This is a genomic window from Alteribacter salitolerans, assembly GCF_016901055.1.
In the GTDB taxonomy this organism is placed as follows: Bacteria; Bacillota; Bacilli; order Bacillales; family Salisediminibacteriaceae; genus Alteribacter; species Alteribacter keqinensis.
The window spans coordinates 200,129-215,620 of the sequence record NZ_JAFEUX010000001.1 but is presented as its reverse complement, the minus strand read 5'-3'; the positions used below and the strand labels follow the sequence as shown (position 1 = coordinate 215,620).

The window sequence follows — 15,492 nt, the reverse complement described above, 5'->3', positions numbered from 1 at the left end:
CAGTTATGTTCATCCTTTATTTTCCGGTTCTTTCTCTGCTTCGTAGTACCCTTTTTCTTTTACTTGTTCATAAGCGGTCGTTAAAATACCCTGAATCGCCTGCCCCCGGTCTTTTTTGCGCTTCTTGAACTCTTCATAGAGCGCCTCGCCGCTGAATCCTTCTTTCACGAGATTTTTAAGGAGCATATCGGAAAGATCGTCTTTTTTGGCTACGATTACGCCATCCAGATGCACACTGAGATGCTCACTCAGCTCATTTACAGACTTTACTGAGCAGACAAGAGTTGCCGGATCGTTGGTTTTCTTTGTGATCGTCACTTCAGCCATGAACTGCTGATCGGCTTCTGCATACTCTTCAAAGAAACGTCTCCAATTTTTATCGACCACAGCTTCAACGAGCCAGTTTTTCTTCGCTTCTTCTTTGTTGATAATCAACCCATCCACGAGGGGAATCTGCTTACCTTCCAGATCTTCTTTCTCATGGTCGTCATCGAATAATACTGCCAAAGAACACAGCTTAAATGTTTTCATATGTACCCCTCCCTTTCTTACTGAACATCCTTCCCCTTTATTCTCCACTCGTTTGTAAAATCCTGCTTCCTCCATAATTTCACACACAATTGTGCGGGGACAGACCCCATAGCCGTCGGCCCCCACTCGTGCTAGGAGTCTTCGGACATTCCGGCTGCATCGGCTCATTCACATAATATGAAGGTTAATAAAACAGAAGATGACCTTATATATAAGAGGAAATATTTGATGAAGTAGAAATAGAATCTAAAAGTCACGAGAACTCAAACAAAATGAAATTTCACTTGTGTATGAAACAGAATGAAGCGGAATGCGTCCACACGAGGATAAAACAACAGCCTTAAGGATATCAGGAATAATTTTTCCTTCACTTAATGGATATGGACACCTTGACTTCCCGTGATACTTAGAAGGAGAATAACGATAGTCCTTATTTTCGTCAGCTTTTCCCTCCAATCATTCCCGGAAAAACGCTCACCTTGAGAAAGGAGAATACAAGCTTGGGAAATCGAGAAGCACTGCTCACCTCCCTGCCCGAAGATTCTTTTAACGAAACAGAGGCACTGGACATTTACACTGTTACAGCAACGAAAGTCTATTTACGCCTTGATGAAAGGAGTAAAAGACGGCACATGCCTTTTTGCTTTTTCAGACTCAGGGAGCTTTTTAATAAATATGACCGCATTTGGGTTCACGCGGTCCCTGTTCCTGATTCTGCTTTGTTACAAGGAAGGCAGTCAGCTTTATTCTTTACTGAAGCACTCCTGAACAATCTTGCCCGGCAAGCCGGCTGTGAGCTGATTTTTCTTACTCACCGTCACCAGCCATCATTAAAATCCACCGATCGCCTGCCCGGTTCCGCTGACTCCGTTCAGTGTATGCATTTGGCAACAAAGGACGATACAAGGGTTTTGGCAGAACATTATGCACATTGGCTGCCAAAAATCATCGGCGTGACAACATCTTTTACAGATAACCATTTCAGTATTAGCTTATTCGGTGTCCCGGTACTTGAAATGACTACAGTTGTTTACTGGCGTGAACTTGCATCGTTCAGACTCACCGGCGGTCTCCTTTTCCGAAGGTCGCAAAACCCTCCCGCTTATTTTCACTTTTTAGCAGACGAGTCCCGTCTCTATACAGCATTGATTCACTTTTCCCCTGCTTTGTGGTGGCCTTTGTACCGCATTTCCCAAGGTCCCATCCACAAAATGGTCATGCATGCCTACCGCTGCAATTTGTGAGTTTCCCATTGGCGGTGTGTCCAATCTTTCAGTCACGCGCTTTGTCAGGGATGAATGTCCCGCAGGCCTCAACACTGCAAATTATATAAATCACCACTAACCTTCAACACAGCCAAAAAAAAGCAGCTGTTCCACAAGGTCAGAAATGATGCTTGTGGAACAGCTGCTTTGTTCTTTCAAACGTTATCAAGTCCGGTTCCATCGGTATTGTCACCAAAAGCAACCGGAGCGTTTTCAACAAGGTCGAACCCCTGCTCGAGATCACGGTACATCTTCACCCCTTCAAGGGAAAGCACTGCGGTCCCCGTTGGCGCAACATAGTAAAGGGGAAAAGGTTCCTGAGACACCTTAATCTCCCCTGCTTCCTGGACAGAAAATCTCGTAAGAAAGCGGTCGGCCACCCTGAATGCCACAGCATAGACGAATGACTTCGTAATATCATCAGAATTAAATGCTTCACTTCCTGCATTTTTAATATACTCATAATACTTTTGCCACTTCTGTTCTTCCATACGACCGGCAGCGGTGTGGGGAGATATGAAATAAATAAGCCCAAGGCTTAAGAGAGAGGAGAGAAAGATACCCAGTCCTATGAAGGGAGCGAAAAATAAGAGAACACTGCCTGCTGCTATTCCCGCTGCTCCATTTCCAATCAAAACCATTCTCGGAAAATTGAGCGGCCTGTAAAACTGATGAGATTTCATTGTTTCAATAACTGATCGTTCCCACTCATACAGGTTGTGAAGGTATTCTTCCATTTTCCCGTTGTTACTTGTATAAACCTCTAAATCTGTCACATGAAATGTCCCGTTGCTGCCGATGTCATAACAGATCCACTCTAATAAAAAACGTTCATCCTGTGTGAGCTTCCCATCTCGTCCCCTGTGCGTCTGATCGATAAAGAATGGGGATTCAAAACCTTTTTTTTCAGAAAGACGTAACGCTTCTTTTGTCACGAGAGAAAGAAGGCCGGCTGTTACATCGTTGGCAGAGAGTCCTCTTCTTGAAAGCAATTTCACCACAACTGCTGGACTGAGAAAATCACGTTCATCAGGAACGTGTTTCTTTTCGTGTTCAAAAGAGAAAGGATCTTTTCGTTTCTTTATCTCTGACAACCAGACTGTTACAGTCACTGCATTAATGATAATAAGTAAAGCGAAACTGATTATGAGCATGCGAAACAACTCCTTTAAAAAAGAAATCATTTAAAATGGCTGTATATTCGTATCCACCCCTGCTATTTACTTTCTCTTTAACACGCAATTGCTATACAGAAGCCTCAAACATTCCTATGTCTGCTCGTGGATAACAAACCTGTACAAAAAATAAGCAGTTAAGAAATATACTTTTCAAAAGAGGGTTTCCCTCTTTTCCCATAAAAGGCCTTTCTTAGATAAAAGCCGGCAACCGTAAGAGCGAACAGCACATACCCTGAAAGGAAAGTGGTGTAAAACGCGTCATTACTCTCAAGCCATAAAGGCGCCGTAAGTAAAGACAACAGCCAGATCATAGACAGGTTTCCCACGACACAGGACCAGATATAAGCTTTCAGACTGATTGGTGTGAAAGCCGCGGCAAAAGAGATCAGATTGCTCGGGAAAACCGGAATACTGCGCAGGGCCACAATGGTAAACACCCCATACTCCTTTATCCACCGGTAATAACGGGACAGGCTGGACTTTCTCTTATTCCAGATCCGTTCAGTCCAGTTGAAGTTAAAATATTTTACGAGGAGAAAACATACCCATGCTCCCAGAACAGTCCCGGCCAGACTGTACAGCCCCCCCTCAAAAACCCCGAAAGCCATAATATGAACAAGGATAATCAGCACAATTGGAAAGAGTGTAAACACGTTCTGAATGATCATCAGCGGTATAGTAACGAGAAGAAGTCCGTAGCCCATATCCTCAAATAATGTATCAATAAAATACTCCACGTTGTTGCTTCTTGCTGCACTTACCCAGTCACTTTGCCAGGCAACAGTAAACAAGCCAAGGAGGACAGCCAAGATCAGCCATTTTTTCAAGCTTGCAACTCCTTCCGGTTTAAAAACCATTCGTTACTAAATGTTCCTAAATTATACCTAACCTGGACCCTTACCTCAATAAAAGAGTCTTATGGTACGCCTGTGCGAATCTATTGTCGGGTGTCTTTATCTCTGTGGCCCTGTAATGTCAGGTGGCTTTCGCGGGCAAAAGAAAAAACTGATTCAAAAGTGTATACACTTTTGAATCAGCCTCTATTTGTGACTAATTGATAAATCGTCTTTAGATTCCAGTTAAAGATCCTGCTCACTAAAATGAGAACCTGTTTACACTTTTCTTCAGATCTTCAGCCATGTGGTTCAGTTCCTCTGCTGAGGCTGCCACCTGCTGAATAGAGGAAAGCTGTCCTTCCGTACCTGATTTGACTTCATTGAACCGTGTCGAGGTCATGGCAGCCATTTCAGCCATCTCTTCAACTGAAGCTGTTACTTGTTCGGAGCTTGCCGACATTTCCTCAGAAACGGCAGAAACTTCCTGAATCTGTGTGCTCACGTGACCAATGGACTGGTGAATTCTGCCGAATGCTTCCCCCGCTCTTGTTACCAGCGTAATTCCACTGTTTACTTCAACAGTACCTGATTCCATCTGGCTGACGGCGAGCTTTGTCTGTACCTGAATCTCTTCTATGACCTCTCCGATTTCCTGGGCTGACTTCCGGGATTCCTCAGCTAGTTTTCTCACTTCATCTGCCACAACGGCAAAGCCCCGTCCGTGGTCTCCGGCCCTTGCCGCTTCGATTGCTGCATTAAGTGCAAGAAGGTTGGTCTGTTCTGAAATGGATGTAATCATTTCAATGATGGTCCCTATCTCTTCTGAACGTTCTCCGAGTTTGTTCATCACTTCGGCAGTTTCGCTTACAGAGTTGGAGATCAGGTTCATTTGCCCGACCGCAGATTGAATTTCACGGTTCCCTTCTTCTGCTTCACGGGTAGCATCCTGGGTAGATTCAGCCACAAGCATAGTCGATTCAGCGATGCGCTGAATACCGCTGCTCATCTCTTCCATGGCTTTTGCACTTTCCTGAGAGCTTTCTACTGTGTTTGATGCGCTTGCGGCTACCTGATCGGTTGTAGAGGCAATCTGTGTAGTAGCTGCTGTTGTATGCTGGGAGTGATTTGATAGTTCTGATGATGCACTTGCAACAGAGTCTGCAGTTTCAGATGCCTGTTTCAAAAGAGTCCTCAACTCAGTAACCATACGGTTAACAGAAGTGGTAAGGCGTCCGATTTCATCTTTTGACTTTGTTTCAATTCGTTCTCCGCTCAAATCTCCCTTTGCAACTTCTTCAATCTTGTTTGCAACCAGGAGAATCGGAGTGACAACCTGCCTTGCTACAAACAAGGCTACCAGAATGGCCACAATCACACCAGCACCCGTTGCAATAATATTAAACAGTGCTACCGTTTCCCCCTGGGCACTCATATCATTTCCTCTTGAAACAATACCGTCCTGCTCCTGGGAAGCAAGAGCTGTAAAGCCTTCCATAACCTCTTCCGCGATCGGGTCAAGCTGGTAACGGACAGTAATCAGCGCCGTATCCATTCCGTGTTCTTCATACATGGGAAAAACGCGGGAGATCGTAATATCATTCCAGTACTTACTGCGGTCAATCAAGTGTGCCACGTGTTCGTCTTCATTTGAAAAACCGAGGAGATCAGCACCAAGAACATTGCTCTCTTCGGCGAGTTCAATATAACGCTCTCTGTATTCATCGTCTCCGCTTAATATGTACCCTCTGATATTTGCCATGCGATCAGCCATGTTCAGGGCCATGCCGCTGCTGGTAGTGAGGTGCGGAAGCTCTTCACTCATGATACGGTCCACATTTTGATTAATCGTATAAAGGTTCACCATTGAGAACGATGAAATCCCAAGAAGGATAACCAAGATAATACCAAAACCCAATAGTATTTTTGCCCGTAAACTCTTTTTCATAACAGTCCCCCAGTCAAACAATTCAATTGTCTAAAATATCAAAAAAACATAAAAATACTATATCATATTACTCATGACTTTTGACTGAATAAATAGAAATATGCCCCATGCATAATAAAACAGGCATAAGAGTCCTATCTTATGCCTGTTTCTCATCAACCTATTCTATTTTTACCCGTTCATCTCTGCCAGCCGTTTTTTATCTTTCATTCCCTGGCGGGTTCTGAAGTAGTATGCTCTGTAAAACAATGAGCCAAACAGGCCGAGCAAAGCAAAACCAAACATCATGTAATAAAGGGTTCTGACCATAAATGTATCAATAACTGCTCCGCCAATAAGAGAGCCGATCACTCCTGATACACCGAAGAACACACTGATAAACAGGAGGTGTCCTGTTGATGTAAGTTCATCAGGTACCAGACGTGCTACGAATTGAAAGGCCGTTAAATAAAAGACACCGAAAGTCAGACCATGAAGGATCTGTAAATATAAAATGTCTCCAGGCCCTGACACGCTCCCCATAAGAAGCCACCGCAGCACATATAAAACAGCGGCAAACGTAATAAAAGTCAGAGGATGAAACCGCCTGAGCCACCAGGCACTCGCTGCAAACACAACCGCCTCTGTGATGACACCGATAAACCAGGCAGTCCCAATGATTGCTTCATTTCCTCCAAGCTCTACAATATACAGCCCGAGAAAAGTATCATTCATTCTGTGTGTCAGGCTGATCAGGAAAATCATGATTAAAAACAAAGCAAGAACAGGATCTTTCCCGAGCAGCAGTGCTTTCTTCAAATTCGCTTTCTTCCTGGAAGGCGTACTGTCCGGCGCCCTGGTACAAAACAGGATTGCAATAATTAAAAAGAACGCATAAAGATAGTAAATATTCTGGATCCCAAACGCTGCAAGGAGATACCCTGAAACAAGAGACGACGTACCAAAGCCGAGTGACCCCCACATCCGGATGCTTCCAAAGGAAACCCCCCGTTCATAGGATACCTTTTGTGCAAGGCTGTCGCCCAGTCCTCCTGCAGGGGACATAAAAGCAAAGAAGATAAATAATAAAAACATAATCCAGACAAACTCATTCATCTGAAACACAATAAAGCCGACAATCAGTGCTCCTGTCAGGCAGGTTAAAAGAATATATTTTACGGTTTTCCATCTGTCACTCATATAGCCCCAGAAAGGCTGTGACAAAATCGCAGCAAAAGGTCCCACAGCAAGTAAAATGCCGATTTGGGACCCTGAGAGACCGAGTGCCTGAAAATAGACAGGCATATAACTGATAATGATGGTCATGGCTGAATGGAAAAAGAACAGTGTTCCTTTCAGCTTCCATGTGTGGTTCATGTTATCGTTCCCTTTCCAAAAAGCTGTTTACATATCATTAGCTGGTTTTCATAACGCTGATTCGCAGATTGCTATTTTGACTTCTCTCATAAATTCCCTTAACGACTGAGAAGAAGTCTGCGTACACTTGGGGGCTCTGGCTTAAACACGCTTATTCCTCCAGCAGGTCTTGAAAAAACAGCTCCTAAAACCGGCTCCTTTATAGCAGCCACTCCCGCTCAAATAAAAAGAAAGGATCGATATCAAGAAACACAAAGCGGTTTCCGGACAAAGGATAGGAATAGGTCCGGACAAGTTCATTTGTCTCTATATCACGATAAACATCTGAGAGTATTCCAGTTTTTCTGCTCTCCATCTGAGCAACGTTTTCAAGAAAGTACGATCGCCAGCTCCAGTTCTTCCCCTTGGCAATTGTCTCCTCATACCATTTGCCTTCTTTATCTTTTTTCCAGTTTGATGTGAGCTGATAGCCAAATCTTTCACACATGTAAACACGGAAAACCATGTGACTTAACTGCTCTGCAATCGCTTTTGCCTCTTCATCATCAGACTTGTACCTGGTGAGGGATTTCCCGAAATTGGCCAGCTGCTCATCCAGTCTTAAAACAAATGCGATCTGTTCCTGTAATAGGCTGTTTGCACGGTGAATAAAGGAACGGACCTTTTCATCCAGGTTCTGTTTTACCATATCCCTGCTAATCCAGGAAAGACCGGGTTTATGCAGGTATCCCCCTTCAATAAAGCGTCCTCCATGCCCCCATGCAATATGGAGGTGATGAAGATCTTCTATTCCTTTAAACAGAAGAGTCGCTCCGATTTTCCGGGAGAAAATAGCAAGAGCCTCAAGAACGTTGCGGTAATCAAAAGCTGATTCGTGGTTTCCGATCCCTTCAAGGTCAATCTTCATCATGTTTGGCTCAAGCTTTGACAGACGGTCAAGGTTACTTCCGAATTTACCCAGGTCATCAATGGCTACCTGAATGCCGTTGGTTGTGAAGAACTTCATCAGATGACTCAGGCTTTCAATGTCCCCCTGGAAATCGTGTTCACGAAACTCCAGAACGATTTTTTTAAGGGGAAGACCTTGTTTTTCGTACTGAAAGAGAAGGTTTAATAACAATTCATGATTATCGAGCTCGTCCAGAACATTTGCATCAACGTTTAAAAATAAGAAAGGCTGCTCTTCCTGAGTAAGGTAGTGAGCAAACGCCTGGTTGTATATCTGTTCGTCAATTTCCCATTTGTATTCTGCCGGAACATTTCCATCCCTGAAAAAAGGGCCGAGGGACACCCAGTCTTTGTCGGTCTTCAAATGTCCAAGCACTTCATATCCTGCAATAATATGCTCATCACAGCTGATTACAGGCTGGTAAAACGGCGCAATGTTTTCTTTATGTAAAATGATATCTAAAGGATCCATAATCATTCCCCTTTTACTCCTTTTACCCAACTATTATAGCACGCTTTTCTATTAAGGGGATGAAATGTGCAGACATGAAAAAAGGAGCTTCTCATAAGACGTATAATGTCCTTTTAAGAAGCCCTTTGCAGCAATGAGCGAAGTCATACCCTCTTTGACAGCCCGGTACAGGCGGTCTTTTCGTGTTCATCGGGCAGCGAGTTGCGCCATGGCCATTCTGATTTGAACTTTTAAGATACCTTCAGGCGAATCACTCACAGCGGGTGGTAATCCTTTCGTTCAGCTCATTCACCAGTCCCATCATGCTTCTCTCATTTAAGCGTGACAGACAAAGCTGGTCAAGTTTATGCTCAAGTTTGAGCATCACTTTAAGCCCTTCTGTACCAGATTTCATTTTGCCTGTATAAAGTGCCGAAAGTTCCTGAAGTTCCGTTTCATATTCTTTTTCCACAGCCGGGTCCATACACCGTTCAAACATATCGATCACGTGATCTCCTTCTCTTGTAGGATTAATCACATGAGGAGCAGTACCATCAAGGATGGCATAGCTGAGCTCCGGAATCACAACCATGTCCAGACTGTCAGGATCGAGTCCGCACGGGAAGGAACGGACATCAAGGCCTGAATCTTCTGCGTGTTTGACTACTTTTCGCATAAGGGTCGACTTTCCGCTTCCGGATCTGCCTTTGATGATAATCCGGTTGGATAATGGCTGTGTAATGGAATGGATAAAGTTTACCGGTCCGTAGGCAGTAGCCCCGCCGAAAAAACGTTCGTCAGAAATGGAATCCGGCTTCCGGTGCCCTTTTCCATCAAACATGATGGTGATCACATCTTCTGCTGCTTTGTCAGCTTTTGAAAAGTCCATTCCCTTTAAATAATAGTCTTCCTTTTGAACGTGAATCGCTTTTCCTTCACCGAAAGAGCGGTGAACCTTTGTTTCCTGGTTACGAAGCTGCTCCATCAATTGGCTGAGTTCATCATTTTTTTCTGACGTTAGACAGCTGTTAAGATCAAAGGTCCGGGCCCCGACTTTAAGTGGATGAAGAGGATCATCACCGAGAATCAGCATCCTGTTACCGTCGGAAATTCCTTCAAGGGTCTTCCCGTCAGTCGGGTGTAAATACCTTACAAAATGTGCCCTGTTTTGTACCTGTTTATTTAAAAGAAGATTAAGGACATCTTCGCGCATCTTTTTGCTTCCGCCTGAAATAAGATGGATGTCTTCAAACTGATCAGCTGCTTTTTCAATAAGTGAGACATAGCCCCGGCTTGTATGGGCACGCCATAAGTAATTGCTCATTTTCCACACTCCCGCCCCGTATTGTGACGTTAGTATGGTATTCACCCAGGTGACAATTTGTGCGTTTACAGCCTCTCCAGAAACTGCTCCGCATGTTCATTGGGAAGTTTGGTTATTCCCAATTCTTCGCCTTCCCGCCCGAAGGATTCATGGTGAAAATCTGATCCGCCCGTGCGGAGCATTTTTCTCCCGCTTTCCCTTTCAATCTTATCGCAAAGAGATGAAAACCGTTCGATGGCTTTCTCTGAGTGATCCCGGTGATACACTTCGACACCGTCAAGCCCGGCATCCTTAGCCCATTCTTCAATCTGATCGTCAATGTCATAAAAAACGGGATGAGCAACAACAGCAATCCCCCCTGCTTTCTGAAGCACACTGATGGCTTCTTCAGGAGTAAGTTCCTCTTTTTTTGGTACATAAACAGGCCTGCCGTATCCGATATACTTGTCAAAAGCATCCTTCACCGTCTTTGCATACCCCTTGTCCACAAGGGCTTTAGCCATGTGGGGACGTGAATAGGTATGGCCTGTAACGTGGGGAAGAATATCAGACCATTCAATATCCATCCCAGCAGACTGGCACTTCTGAATCATCTCTTCCATTCTCCCTTTACGCATGCTTCTGTAATAAGCAATCGTTTCCTGAAAAGCCTCATCTTCCGGCCGGAAATTGTATCCTAAAATGTCCACACTCCGCCCGCCTTTTGCCCGGGTACTGAGTTCAATCCCCGGCACAAAGCGTATGCCGTGTTTTCGGGCTTGTTTTTGTGCCGCCTCAAGCCCGCCTGTAGTGTCGTGGTCGGTAAGGGCAATGACGGTAAGGCCTCCGCGGGCACATTTTTCAACAAGTTCCAAAGGATCGTAACCGCCATCTGAATACGTAGAATGCATATGCAGGTCTGCTTTCATCACCTACTGCCACCACTTGTCAAACACTGTAACCGGAAGCTGGCGTTTATGCTCGGTCATGTTGTAGCGGTTTTCGAGATTTTCTTTTGATGCGGCACTGATTTCTCTGCCTTCCAGGTAGTCATCGATTTCTTCATAGGTAATACCCAATGCCTCTTCGTCAGGAAGGAGGGGCTGATCGTCTTCAAGGTCTGCTGTCGGTTTTTTCGTATAAAGCCTTTCAGGAGCGCCAAGCTCTTTAAGGAGGGCCTGACCCTGCCGTTTATTCAAACCGAATAAAGGTGTCACATCACATGCACCATCCCCGTACTTTGTGTAAAAACCGGTAACCGCCTCTGCTGCGTGATCTGTTCCAGCAACCAGGCATCCGTAGTGGGCTGCCAGGTCAAATTGCACTTTCATCCGCTCACGGGCTTTTGTATTGCCTTTAATGAAATCACTCATTTCTTCTCCCGTTGCTTCTTTGAACTGGGAGTACGAAGCATCTACAGCCGATTTGATGTTCACCGTCACTCTGTTGTAAGGGTCAATAAAATCAAGGGCCAACTGTGCATCGTCCTCATCTTTTTGTACGCCGTGAGGAAGTCTAACTGCGTAGAAGGTATATTTATCGGTGTTTTCCTCTTCGTTGAGCTCTGTCATTGCAAGCTGGATCAGTTTTCCGAGGAGGGAGGAGTCCTGTCCTCCGCTGATCCCCAGTACATATCCGTTTGTTTTACTTTTCTTCGTATATGCTTTCAGGAAATCAAGGCGTTTTCTGATTTCTTCCTGAACATCAATCTCCGGTTTTACACTGAGTGCCGAAATGATCTCATCCTGTTTGTTAATCATATAAATCCCTCCTGATTTGTAGTTACTGCTTAAATTTTTCAAGCTGGGACTCAAGCCCTTCTTTTTTCAATACATCCCTTGCATTTTCTCCGAGCAGATCAAAGTGGGGCAGGCCTTTCTGGTAATGAATCCACTCACGTTTGAGTCCATACTGCTTTCCCCATTTAACAAGGGTTTCTACATTACTGCACCCTGCTTTTGTGACAGTCTTGTATTGGGGAAAGCGTTCATCGTACCAGTAATGTGTAAGGATGGCGATTTCCCCTCTTTGTGCCTTCTCTTTAAAAGCATTTAATTCTGATCTTGTAATGCCAAAGGCCATCATCATTCCCCTTTTCACATTCTGCTCTTATTTTATCATCGTCTTACTATCATTAATCAACTGATAAGGGCAAGGTGGATAAAAAAAAAGTGAAAAAGGCAAGGGCCTCTGCCCTTACCTTATCCGTTACCCCATTTTAGAGATTTTTAATATTCGCCGCGTTCACGGTCGCCCTGCTCGTCAGCAATTTCAGCTTTAAAGCTTTCAATACTCTCCTGGCGACGGTGGTTTTTATCCTGAATTGCCTTGCGGTCTTCCTCTGTCAAATCCAGATTGTCTGCTGTTTCCTCTGTTGCTTCGATGTTTTCCTGAGTGTTTTCAACCATCTGTTCCAGCTTTTCAACATTATCCTGGCGTTTATCCGGTTTTGCTTTCATCTCTGTCGATTCCTCCTTCAAAAATTACCTTTTTATTGTGGCGGAATCAACAGATATTATTCACCTGCCGGGTCACTTTTTGTGTTTTTCATAAGCTTCGTGCCAGTCAGGGAACTGTTTTTTTATGTTTATCGGACGGAACGTTTCTTTTTTTACACACACGTGCTCACTGAACCCGGCAACGCATTGCCGGCCTTCTTCATTAATAATTTCATACCCGTAGGTGACACGGATTCCTGTGTAGTCTTCAATCCACGTTCTGACGGTCACCTTTTCACCGTATTTTGCCGGCGCCTTATACGATAGGTTAATATTCGTAACAGGAGAAAGGATGCCGGACTTTTCCATATCAGCGTACCGAAAGCCAAGTGCTTCAATAAGTTCTGTCCGGCCGATTTCACACCAGACGAGATAATTGGCGTGGTACACCACCCCCATTTGATCAGTCTCTGCATAACGGACATTAATCTTCGACTCAGTAATAAGCATTATGAACTCCTCTTTTTTACGAATGTTTTAAAGTCATCGGGAATAAGCGTAGTCAGGTCTGTTTCAGCGTTCTGGAAGTTTTGCTCCTGTTCCATAATCCGATAGGAATGGTGCTGAATCGCATCTTCCACTGCATCCTTCATGGCACGGCCGTTTCCACTTGGTTTGTTACGCTCAATCTGACCTTTCAAATAATGACCCGTGTCCTTATCAATCCTGTACCCGAATTGATCGACATAATACATAAGAATGGAAAACATCTCATCCGAAGAGTAGTCGGCAAAGACGATTGATTTTTTAAACCTGGAAGAAAGTCCCGGGTTACTGTTCAGCAGTGCTTTCATCGGTTCGGGGTAACCGGCGAGAATAACAACGAGATTATCATTGTGCTTTGTCATTTCATCCACCAGTGTATCAATCGCCTCTTTCCCGTAGTCTTGTGTGCCTCCTGATAGAAGGCTGTATGCTTCATCAATAAACAGGACGCCTCCGAGGGCTTCACGAATCTTTTTCTTTGTTTTTTCGGCGGTCTGACCAACATATCCGCTCACCAGGTCACTCCTGCCAGTCACCACGAGATGGCCTCTCTTCAATAAATCCAGTTCATGGAGAATTTCAGAAAAGATTTTTGCGACCGTCGTTTTCCCTGTTCCGGGGTTACCCGTAAAGAGGCTGTGGAGCTGAACAGGCACTTCAGGAAGCCCGTTTTCCCGGCGCATAGCCTGGACTATTACAAATGAAGCGAGCGTCTTCACTTCTTTTTTTACTTCATTCAGACCAATCAATTCCTGAAGTCGTTCTTCTGCTTTTTTATCATCTGGTTCACCATCTTCGTCAACCAGAAAATCGTTTTTATCCAGAACAGTAAAGTCACTTTTGGTAAAGGACCCTCGTTCAGCGGCATTGGAACCTTTGGTAAAAATCGCATTGAGAACGATGTTTTTTGCCGTTCTCGCATTTCCAAATGACTCATCAACCTGCTCCTGTTCAATGCGTTTTTGAAGAGCTGGCAGGGCTTCCTCGGTAAGGGAAAAATCATTGTCCAAAGCCACGTGTTCTCCAATCTCCAAAAGCTCATCAACACTGTAATCGGGCAAGTGAATGTGATTACTTTCAGGAAAACGGCTGCGAAGGCCTGGATTACTCCATAAAAACCGGCGCATTTCTTCCGGGTAGCCTGCAAGAATAACAGCAAACTTTCCGGCGTATTCCCCGCTGGTCATGGCAGAAACGAGCGTGTCGACGGCAGTCTGACCGTAGTCATTTCCCCCTGCCCCTTCCCGCTTCAGACTGTATGCTTCATCGACAAACAGGACTCCGCCGACGGCATCTTTAATTACTGCCATTGTTTTTTCTTCTGTCTGTCCCACATAGGAACCAACGAGATGGGATCTGTCAACTTCAATCACGTCTTTCCGCGGGAGAACACCGAGCTCGTGATAAATCCTTGCCAGAAGCCTTGCAATCGTTGTTTTCCCTGTACCCGGATTTCCTGTAAGGATCATGTTCAGACTCTGCTCATCCTGAAAATGAAATCCCTGCTCTTTCCTTTCTTTCTGATACACGAGATATCTGTAATAGTTCCGAACCCGTTCTTTTACTGTTTCCAGGCCGACCATCGTATGAAGGTCTTTAAGAGCGGAAGGTTCTTCCCCTTTTTTCAGTGAATCCTCCTGTACCGACTGCCATTTAATTACAAGGGCTTCGAGTTCGGCTACAGCTTCTTTCACCCGAGCGAGATGCTCCTTTGAGTGATAAATTCCGGAGATGCTTGCTTTAAAGGCCAGAGCAGATTCCTGCAGGCGCTCACACGCTTCACGGAGAGAAGCAAGCAGTTGACTGACGTTGCCGCTGAAGGCATAGGCATCGTAATCGCTCACCCGCTGTGCATTTTCATCAAGACGGCCGGCCCTCGATGAAAGCTCCTGTTCTTTCGCCAGAAAACTGCCTGCCATCGCTAAATATTGTTCTACGACTGCTTTTTTTGCATGGCTGTGGTCAGTTTCCCTGATCTTCGGAAAGGTCTGGTTAAAAAGGTCAGTAAGGAGTGAAGAGTAGTCGAGATCCCGCATGAGTGAAGCCGTATACTTGTCTTCCGGCAAAAGGTTACGGGCATCCTCTGCCCACCGGGCTACTTTTTCGTCTTCCTTCTGTTTACGGTGAAACCTTGCTTTTCCTGCAAGTATGTACAGGTAGGCAAGTCTTTGCTCACTTGTGTAAAGTGTCCCGTGGTCTTCATCGGCATTTTCCGTAACAACCTGGATCAGACGGATGATTTCTGTTTCTTTTAGCTGTGCTTCAGGTTTATGTAAAAGTGTTTCAATCGATTCATCAATGGTAGGGCGGTTTGTCCGTTCACGTTCCATGTTCTTCCCTCGCTTTCTTTCACTCATATTGTATCACTGTTTTTTCTGAATTTCTAAGCGTGGCTGTGGCCGATTTCTTTTCTGGGCATATGATGAATAAAATCAAAAGAGAGATGGGATGAACGATGCCGCCAAAAAAGAAAAAGAAATATGTCGCACCGGACGCAGGCATTAAATTTAGGCATACGTGGAAGATTGTCATGAGTGATAAATGTGAAGCATGCACACAGCAGTGCGCACGGGGTATCACTTATATGGAAAAAATGCGAAAACCTGGCGCAATAGGGACAGGTGTTCCGTGCCACCTTACACGGGGAAAAGGAGCAAAATAAAAAGGGAGCTTCATGTGGAGAAGGTTTTCTCCC

Annotated in this window: 14 protein-coding genes; 1 reads left to right on the top strand and 13 read right to left on the bottom strand. The window is 44.8% G+C overall.

Annotated features, from left to right (window positions below; all coding sequences use genetic code 11):
* Positions 1-9 precede the first annotated feature (9 nt).
* Positions 10-531 (bottom strand): YwpF-like family protein, encoded by a 522-nt coding sequence (locus JSY36_RS01050; protein WP_205164877.1) that lies wholly within the window; start codon positions 529-531, stop codon positions 10-12.
* 500 nt (positions 532-1,031) lie between these two features.
* Here JSY36_RS01050 and JSY36_RS01045 point away from each other — a divergent pair, with 500 nt between their 5' ends.
* On the top strand, positions 1,032-1,775 hold the full coding sequence (locus tag JSY36_RS01045; RefSeq protein WP_205164876.1) for a hypothetical protein: 744 nt from the start codon (positions 1,032-1,034) through the stop codon (positions 1,773-1,775).
* Positions 1,776-1,951: 176 nt separating this feature from the next.
* Here the strand turns inward: JSY36_RS01045 and JSY36_RS01040 are convergent, their stop codons facing one another.
* The 12 genes from JSY36_RS01040 to JSY36_RS00985 form a co-directional block, all read right to left on the bottom strand.
* Positions 1,952-2,950 carry a DUF2207 family protein gene (locus tag JSY36_RS01040; RefSeq protein WP_205164875.1) on the bottom strand — a complete coding sequence of 333 codons (999 nt, stop codon included), beginning with the start codon at positions 2,948-2,950 and terminating at the stop codon, positions 1,952-1,954.
* A gap of 158 nt (positions 2,951-3,108) precedes the next feature.
* A complete protein-coding gene (locus tag JSY36_RS01035) occupies positions 3,109-3,801 on the bottom strand; it encodes a TVP38/TMEM64 family protein (RefSeq protein WP_205164874.1) in 693 nt (230 codons plus the stop codon).
* A 268-nt stretch (positions 3,802-4,069) separates the two neighbouring features.
* The gene (locus tag JSY36_RS01030; RefSeq protein ID WP_205164873.1) at positions 4,070-5,755 is read right to left on the bottom strand and encodes a methyl-accepting chemotaxis protein; all 1,686 of its coding nucleotides are present in this window, start codon (positions 5,753-5,755) and stop codon (positions 4,070-4,072) included.
* A 171-nt stretch (positions 5,756-5,926) separates the two neighbouring features.
* Positions 5,927-7,111: an MFS transporter gene (locus JSY36_RS01025; protein WP_205164872.1), complete on the bottom strand. Its 1,185-nt coding sequence runs from the start codon at positions 7,109-7,111 to the stop codon at positions 5,927-5,929.
* 199 nt (positions 7,112-7,310) lie between these two features.
* Positions 7,311-8,531 carry an EAL domain-containing protein gene (locus JSY36_RS01020; RefSeq protein WP_205164871.1) on the bottom strand — a complete coding sequence of 407 codons (1,221 nt, stop codon included), beginning with the start codon at positions 8,529-8,531 and terminating at the stop codon, positions 7,311-7,313.
* 250 nt (positions 8,532-8,781) lie between these two features.
* Entirely contained in the window at positions 8,782-9,834 is a 1,053-nt protein-coding gene (locus JSY36_RS01015; protein WP_205164870.1) for a hypothetical protein, read from the bottom strand.
* A 65-nt stretch (positions 9,835-9,899) separates the two neighbouring features.
* On the bottom strand, positions 9,900-10,742 hold the full coding sequence (locus tag JSY36_RS01010) for a PHP domain-containing protein (RefSeq protein ID WP_122898576.1): 843 nt from the start codon (positions 10,740-10,742) through the stop codon (positions 9,900-9,902).
* Positions 10,743-10,745: 3 nt separating this feature from the next.
* Positions 10,746-11,573 carry an ammonia-dependent NAD(+) synthetase gene (nadE, locus tag JSY36_RS01005; RefSeq protein ID WP_236784365.1) on the bottom strand — a complete coding sequence of 276 codons (828 nt, stop codon included), beginning with the start codon at positions 11,571-11,573 and terminating at the stop codon, positions 10,746-10,748.
* 22 nt (positions 11,574-11,595) lie between these two features.
* On the bottom strand, positions 11,596-11,895 hold the full coding sequence (locus tag JSY36_RS01000) for a hypothetical protein (protein ID WP_205165179.1): 300 nt from the start codon (positions 11,893-11,895) through the stop codon (positions 11,596-11,598).
* 146 nt (positions 11,896-12,041) lie between these two features.
* The gene (gene tlp, locus JSY36_RS00995; protein WP_205164869.1) at positions 12,042-12,272 is read right to left on the bottom strand and encodes a small acid-soluble spore protein Tlp; all 231 of its coding nucleotides are present in this window, start codon (positions 12,270-12,272) and stop codon (positions 12,042-12,044) included.
* A gap of 72 nt (positions 12,273-12,344) precedes the next feature.
* Positions 12,345-12,761, bottom strand: a complete 417-nt coding sequence (locus JSY36_RS00990) for an acyl-CoA thioesterase (protein ID WP_205164868.1) — start codon at positions 12,759-12,761, stop codon at positions 12,345-12,347.
* Complete coding sequence (locus tag JSY36_RS00985; protein WP_205164867.1) at positions 12,761-15,127, bottom strand: AAA family ATPase; 2,367 nt, start codon at positions 15,125-15,127, stop codon at positions 12,761-12,763. The genes JSY36_RS00990 and JSY36_RS00985 overlap by 1 nt, the downstream gene beginning before the upstream one ends.
* Positions 15,128-15,492: the final 365 nt, after the last annotated feature.

Coding starts and splice junctions, on each gene's coding strand:
- JSY36_RS01050 (WP_205164877.1), bottom strand. CDS start 531: ATGAAAACATTTAAGCTGTGTTCTTTGGCAGTATTATTCGATGACGAC.
- JSY36_RS01040 (WP_205164875.1), bottom strand. CDS start 2,950: ATGCTCATAATCAGTTTCGCTTTACTTATTATCATTAATGCAGTGACT.
- JSY36_RS01030 (WP_205164873.1), bottom strand. CDS start 5,755: ATGAAAAAGAGTTTACGGGCAAAAATACTATTGGGTTTTGGTATTATC.
- JSY36_RS01025 (WP_205164872.1), bottom strand. CDS start 7,111: ATGAACCACACATGGAAGCTGAAAGGAACACTGTTCTTTTTCCATTCA.
- JSY36_RS01020 (WP_205164871.1), bottom strand. CDS start 8,531: ATGGATCCTTTAGATATCATTTTACATAAAGAAAACATTGCGCCGTTT.
- JSY36_RS01015 (WP_205164870.1), bottom strand. CDS start 9,834: ATGAGCAATTACTTATGGCGTGCCCATACAAGCCGGGGCTATGTCTCA.
- JSY36_RS01010 (WP_122898576.1), bottom strand. CDS start 10,742: ATGAAAGCAGACCTGCATATGCATTCTACGTATTCAGATGGCGGTTAC.
- nadE (WP_236784365.1), bottom strand. CDS start 11,573: ATGATTAACAAACAGGATGAGATCATTTCGGCACTCAGTGTAAAACCG.
- JSY36_RS01000 (WP_205165179.1), bottom strand. CDS start 11,895: ATGGCCTTTGGCATTACAAGATCAGAATTAAATGCTTTTAAAGAGAAG.
- tlp (WP_205164869.1), bottom strand. CDS start 12,272: ATGAAAGCAAAACCGGATAAACGCCAGGATAATGTTGAAAAGCTGGAA.
- JSY36_RS00990 (WP_205164868.1), bottom strand. CDS start 12,761: ATGCTTATTACTGAGTCGAAGATTAATGTCCGTTATGCAGAGACTGAT.
- JSY36_RS00985 (WP_205164867.1), bottom strand. CDS start 15,127: ATGGAACGTGAACGGACAAACCGCCCTACCATTGATGAATCGATTGAA.